A 6,033-nucleotide genomic window follows, 5' to 3' on the forward strand; every position below is an offset into this window, starting at 1 on the left:
AAACAAGGCGAATTTACGCGTCAATAGCGGGCCAACGTAGTTAGCGCTGAAAATAGCTGCTCGAGATAGATTTATTATCCAGAGTTCCGGTTAAGTATTATTGCGAATTGATATAAGCAGCTCAGAAGCGTAATTAAAAAAAAGGCAGCTTACGCTGCCTTTTTTTATTTTTCTTTGCTTGTACCCACTTCAACACGGGTTTTGAGCTTCTGACCTGGTCTAAAGGTCACCACACGACGCGCCGAAATAGGAATATCTTCACCTGTTTTCGGATTGCGGCCTGGTCTTTCTTTTTTATCTCGAAGATCAAAGTTACCAAATCCAGAGAGCTTAACCTGCTCGCCTTTTTCTAGCGCTGAGCGGATTTCTTCAAAAAACGCTTCAACTAAATCTTTGGCATCTTTTTTATTGATCCCGAGCTTTTCAAATAGGTGTTCAGCTATGTCGGCTTTAGTAAGCGCCATATCTAGTCCCTCAACGATGCATTAAACTGTTCGGCCAATTCGGCCACCACGTTATCAACTACTAGATTGATATCTTTCTCTTCGAGTGTTCTATCAACCGCTTGCAGTGTTAGAGCAATCGCCAAACTCTTACAATTTGGCTCAATACCTTTGCCCTTATACACATCGAATAAGTTTAGGTCAACCAATTGATTTCCGCCAACTTTTTCGATCGCGCTCAAAATATCACCAGATTGAACGCTGTCCGCCACTAAAATAGCGATGTCGCGGCGATTTGAAGGGAATTTAGACACCCCTTCTGCCTGCGGTAAATTTCTTTTTTCTATTGCTGACATTTCAATTTCAAAAACAAAAGTTGCGTTGTTGATATCTAACGACTTTTGAGTTTGAGGGTGTAAAGCACCAAAAAAACCAACCTTTTTGCCATCAATATAGATTACTGCTGATTGACCAGGGTGAAGTCCATCTGACTGCTCTGCTTTAATTTCAAAGCGAGTAACATCATTAGTAATTGCAAGTAATGCCTCAACATCACCTTTTAAGTCGTAAAAATCAACATTACGTTTTTCTTCAACCCAATGCTCGCCATTTACAAGACCCGTAATCACACCGCCAATAACCGGTATTTGGTAAACACCGTTTTCTGCACTTTCATCGCTTATAAATTTAAGACCATGTTCGAATAAACGAATACGAGGCTGTTGGCGATTTTGGTTATACGCTACAGATGCTAATAAACCCGGCATTAAACTCACGCGCATTGCCGACATTTCAATAGAAATAGGATGCGGTAATACCATTGCTTTACACTCTGGGTGTAAAATAGCTTGTGCTTTAGGATCTACAAAACTGTACGTGATTGCTTCTTGGTAGCCGCGAGTCACTAACGTATTACGAAACTTACTAAGCGCAATCGTTGCTTCGTTATGTGTCGTCATTTTAAGCTTTGCAGTTGGCGCAACATTTGGAATGCTGTTGTAACCGTAAACACGTGCTACTTCTTCAATTAAATCTTCTTCGATGCGAATATCAAAACGGTAGCTTGGTACATCAGCACTCCAGCTATCATTTTCTACTTTTACATCAAGGCCTAAACGCGTAAGAATATCGGTTACTTTAGCATCTTCAATATGATGACCAATAACGCGGTCTAAACGTGCACGGCGAAGACGTACTTCAGTCACTTTTGGTAGTTTGTCAGCTGCGACAGCTTCAACTACTGGACCTGCTTGACCGCCTACGATTTCAAGAAGAAGCGCTGTTGCACGTTCCATTGCATCGTGTTGTAGAGCAAAATCAACACCGCGTTCATAACGGTGTGAAGCATCAGTGTGTAAGCCGTAGCTACGTGCTTGACCTGCAATTGCTACAGGATTAAAAAACGCGCTTTCAAGTAATATATCAGATGTTTTATCTGTAACACCTGATTGCTCACCACCAAAAATACCCGCAATTGCAAGTGCTTTGTTATGATCGGCTATCACAAGTGTTGCGTCGTTTAATTTAGCGGTATTACCATCTAATAAAACAAGTTCTTCACCTGCGTTTGCACTACGAACTTTAATACCACCTTCAATGGCATTTAAATCAAACGCGTGCATTGGGTGACCAAGTTCAAGTAATACATAGTTAGTCACATCAACAACCGGATCGATTGAACGTACGCCGCTGCGACGTAGCTTTTCAACCATCCAAAGCGGTGTTTCTGCATCTAGGTTAATACCTTTTATCACACGACCAAGGTAACGAGGACATGCGTCTTCATTAACTAGTTCAATCGATACTTTGTCATCAATTGTTGGAGTAACCGCAGGGATATCTAATACATTTACGTCAATACTGTTTAAAACACCGACTTCACGAGCAAGGCCTTTAATGCCTAAACAATCACCACGATTTGGTGTTAAGTCAACATCAATAATATTGTCATCAAGACCTAGGTAATCACGTAAATCAGTGCCTACTGGCGCATCACTTGGCAACTCCATAATGCCGTCGCCTTCTTCGCTAATGCCTAACTCAACAAAAGCACAAAGCATTCCGTTTGAAGGTTGACCACGTAGTTTGGCTTTTTTGATTTTAAAGTCACCAGGCAGTACAGCGCCCACAGTTGCAACAGCAACTTTGATACCTAAACGACAGTTTAGCGCACCACACACGATATCAAGTAGCTCATCACTACCTACGTTAATTTTAGTAACACGCAGTTTATCAGCATCAGGATGCTGGCCACATTCAACAACTTCACCAACAACTACACCATTAAATTTGGCAGCAGCAGGCTCAACACCATCAACTTCTAGACCAGCCATTGAAAGCTGTTCCGAAAGAGCTTGCGTATCAATAGCAGGATTAACCCACTCTCTTAACCACTTTTCACTAAATTTCATTTTATTGTTTCACTCTTAACGGAACTGGTTTAGGAATTTTAAGTCATTTTCGAAAAATGCACGTAAATCGTTTACGCCATAGCGCAACATAGTTAAACGCTCTACACCCATACCAAAAGCAAAGCCGGTGTATTTTTCTGGGTCAATACCCACAGACTTAAGTACATTTGGATGTACCATGCCGCAGCCTAGTACTTCTAACCACTTACCGTCTTTACCCATAACATCTACTTCAGCTGAAGGTTCTGTAAATGGGAAGAATGAAGGACGGAAACGAATTTCCATATCTTCTTCAAAAAAGTTACGTAAAAAATCATGCAAAATACCTTTTAGCTCAGTAAAGCTAACATCAGTATCAACCATTAAACCCTCTACCTGATGGAACATAGGTGTATGCGTTTGATCGTAATCGTTACGGTATACACGTCCAGGTGAAATAATGCGCAGTGGTGGCTGCTCAGTTTCCATAGTACGGATTTGCACGCCACTTGTTTGTGTACGTAGTACTAATTTAGGATTAAAATAAAAGGTATCGTGATCAGCACGTGCTGGGTGGTGCTCAGGAATATTTAGCGCATCGAAGTTATGAAAATCATCTTCGATTTCTGGACCAGATTTAACTTCAAACCCTAACTCACCGAAAAAGCTTTCTATGCGTTCGATAGTTCGTGTGACTGGATGCAAACCGCCAGCTGGCATAACACGCCCTGGTAGAGTTACATCTATAGTTTCAGCCGCTAGCTTTTCTTCAAGTGCTTTACTTGCTAGCAATTCACGCTTTTCGGTGATAGCTGCTTGTACATCTTGTTTAGCTTGGTTTATAACTTGGCCTGCTTCTTTACGTTCTTCAGGTGCTATTTTACCTAACGTTTTAAGTAAGCTAGTGATTTCGCCTTTTTTACCAAGGTAATTAACCCTGATATCTTCTAACTGCGCTATTTCACTGGCACTGGCTACCGCCTCAAGTGCTTGCGCTAATATGTTTTCTAAGTTCATTCGATACCTGATCTTTCACAGAAGGTGATTGCTGTTAAGTAATAGCTTATGATAACTGAAAGCAGGGTCTAGATTCTAGACCTACTACAGCTTTAACGTTGATTTTATAAAAGGAATTGTTAATTTTCGCTGTGCGGCCATCGATGCATGATCTAATGTGTCGAGTACATCGAGTAAAGCACGCATATCACGGCTTAAGCGCGTCAATAAAAAACGTGCACATTCATCACTTAATTCAAGGCCACGCATATGAGCACGCTTAACAAGTGCTTGTGCTTTATCATCATCACTCATAGAGCGAATTTGAAAGGTTGTTCCCCACGTTAGGCGAGATTCTAAATCAGGCAGCGTAATATTAAGCATGCTAGGGAGTAAATCAGCAGTTACTACTAACATTTTACCGGGTTCGTTAAACCGGTTAAAAAAGTTAAATAATGCTTTTTCCCATGCATCATTTCCAGCCACTAGGTGTACATCATCAATACATAAAACATCAAGCGCTTCTAAACCATCTAAAACCATAGGTCCAAAATCAATCACTTCGCGCATTGACAATAACATATTAGATAAGCCACGCTCTTGTGCTTTTATACAGGTCGCATACAAAAGGTGAGATTTGCCTGAATCGCCTAACCCACATAAGTAAGTGTACTGGAACGCTTTTGCTAACTTTAGAAAACTATCCTTTAAATGATTAACCTCTAACGAATCTTCCCCACCGAAATACGATGCAAATGTTTCGTCATCCGGTAGTGTTACCGGTAATGCCATTTGCATAGGATCTGACGTTAACATTATGGCGTTACCCACTGATACTCTAGACTATTTTTATCGACAACATGGTAAAAGTCGCGTGGATCCTTGTAGTCCTTGAACGAAGATTCAAGTCCTAAACCTTTTTTAAGATCGGTAAGGTTTCCCGTGTGATTTAGTTTAAATTCGACAAACTCTGATGTTTTTCGAACAATTGTAACCTGAGTAACAACACTTAAATTCAGTAGCCTACGTTTCGCACGTTCAATATCAACAAAACTTTGTGTGCCTTTCAATGTTAATGTAGCCGTTGCTTGTTCATAATAAGCATTTGGATCAATAGCGTACTCACTTGCAAGACCACGCGCTAGCGTATCAATCATTTGGCTAACTATTTGCTGTTTATCGCCCGTTAATCGATTAGAATCAAATAAATCATCATTAGTAAAGCGCCAATCTAAAATCCAATTTTCGCTATCTGTTTCTTTATACATTCTTGCAGTAATACTTCGCTCAGCACTATAACGTCTAGAGGCTTCTTCTACTGGTTCTGAGAAATTACCCCACACCTCTGGAATACCCACTAAACGTCTGTCTTGTAAATCAAGCAAGGGAACAACTACCGGTAAACCACGACGCCCAGCTTTGTCATAAATTAACTGCTCTAATTGCGGGTAGCTTTCTTGAGTTACTAATTCTCTGCGCCAATTGTCTTCAATACCTAACCATATTGCAACTAACGGACGCTGTACTCCCCATAAAGGCAAGTTAAGCTCTTTAATTAATGCATTGATCTTTCGAGCTTCAAATTTAACCACGAGTTTTAATTGTCCATTTGCTCTCTCGTCATATTCAAATTTGAGCATATAATCGGAAATATCTTTCGTGCTCTGCTGTGCTTGCTTGTTTTGATCTGCAGTTTCGTCACCACTTACTTTCACTAAAACATTGAGCAAAGCTTTACGACTCGCTGCTAATCGGGTGTCTCGACTTTTATCATCTACTTTTAAAATATCTTGATATAGATCAGTTACTTCAACTGCCGAAACAGAAAAACAAAATAAAATGGAGATGGCGCTAATTAATAATCTATACACAGGCTGTTAGTTCTTGGTTTTAAACTGATTTGATCCTAAATCAAAGACAGTAACAAAGCAAAATTAAATTTGTTATCTAAGGAAATGAAAGTAATTAGCTTTTATAAAAAATAAAAAAAATTAAATATGAATAAGATAGTTAAGTGAGTAGTACGCTATTCACTTACGTTTAACTTTACTACACTTTTCAAAACGCGAACCTTTCCGGTTTAGTTAGATCATGAAGGTATTTAATGTAAGTACTTGATGATGTTATGGTATAGATTATTCGTTATTCGCTCGCATTTAACCTTTCTTCAGGCGTAAAAAATCGTTATACCAATTCCATTTATT

5 protein-coding genes are annotated in these 6,033 nt (G+C 39.7%); all 5 read right to left on the reverse strand.

What is annotated here, in order from left to right:
* Positions 1-164 precede the first annotated feature (164 nt).
* Positions 165-464, reverse strand: coding sequence for an integration host factor subunit alpha (ihfA, locus tag CWB66_RS20785; RefSeq protein WP_077537572.1), 300 nt, complete (start codon positions 462-464; stop codon positions 165-167).
* A 2-nt stretch (positions 465-466) separates the two neighbouring features.
* Positions 467-2,854 (reverse strand): phenylalanine--tRNA ligase subunit beta, encoded by a 2,388-nt coding sequence (gene pheT, locus CWB66_RS20790; RefSeq protein ID WP_138586936.1) that lies wholly within the window; start codon positions 2,852-2,854, stop codon positions 467-469.
* A gap of 15 nt (positions 2,855-2,869) precedes the next feature.
* Positions 2,870-3,850, reverse strand: a complete 981-nt coding sequence (gene pheS / locus CWB66_RS20795) for a phenylalanine--tRNA ligase subunit alpha (protein WP_077537570.1) — start codon at positions 3,848-3,850, stop codon at positions 2,870-2,872.
* A gap of 84 nt (positions 3,851-3,934) precedes the next feature.
* Positions 3,935-4,645, reverse strand: coding sequence for a DnaA regulatory inactivator Hda (gene hda, locus CWB66_RS20800; protein WP_171037557.1), 711 nt, complete (start codon positions 4,643-4,645; stop codon positions 3,935-3,937).
* Complete coding sequence (locus tag CWB66_RS20805; protein WP_138586937.1) at positions 4,645-5,700, reverse strand: DUF2066 domain-containing protein; 1,056 nt, start codon at positions 5,698-5,700, stop codon at positions 4,645-4,647. Before CWB66_RS20805 ends, hda begins: the two co-directional genes overlap by 1 nt.
* Between the last annotated feature and the right edge of the window lie 333 nt (positions 5,701-6,033).

It is taken from the genome of Pseudoalteromonas sp. S558 (genome assembly GCF_005886635.1).
Taxonomy (GTDB): Bacteria; Pseudomonadota; Gammaproteobacteria; order Enterobacterales; family Alteromonadaceae; genus Pseudoalteromonas; species Pseudoalteromonas aliena.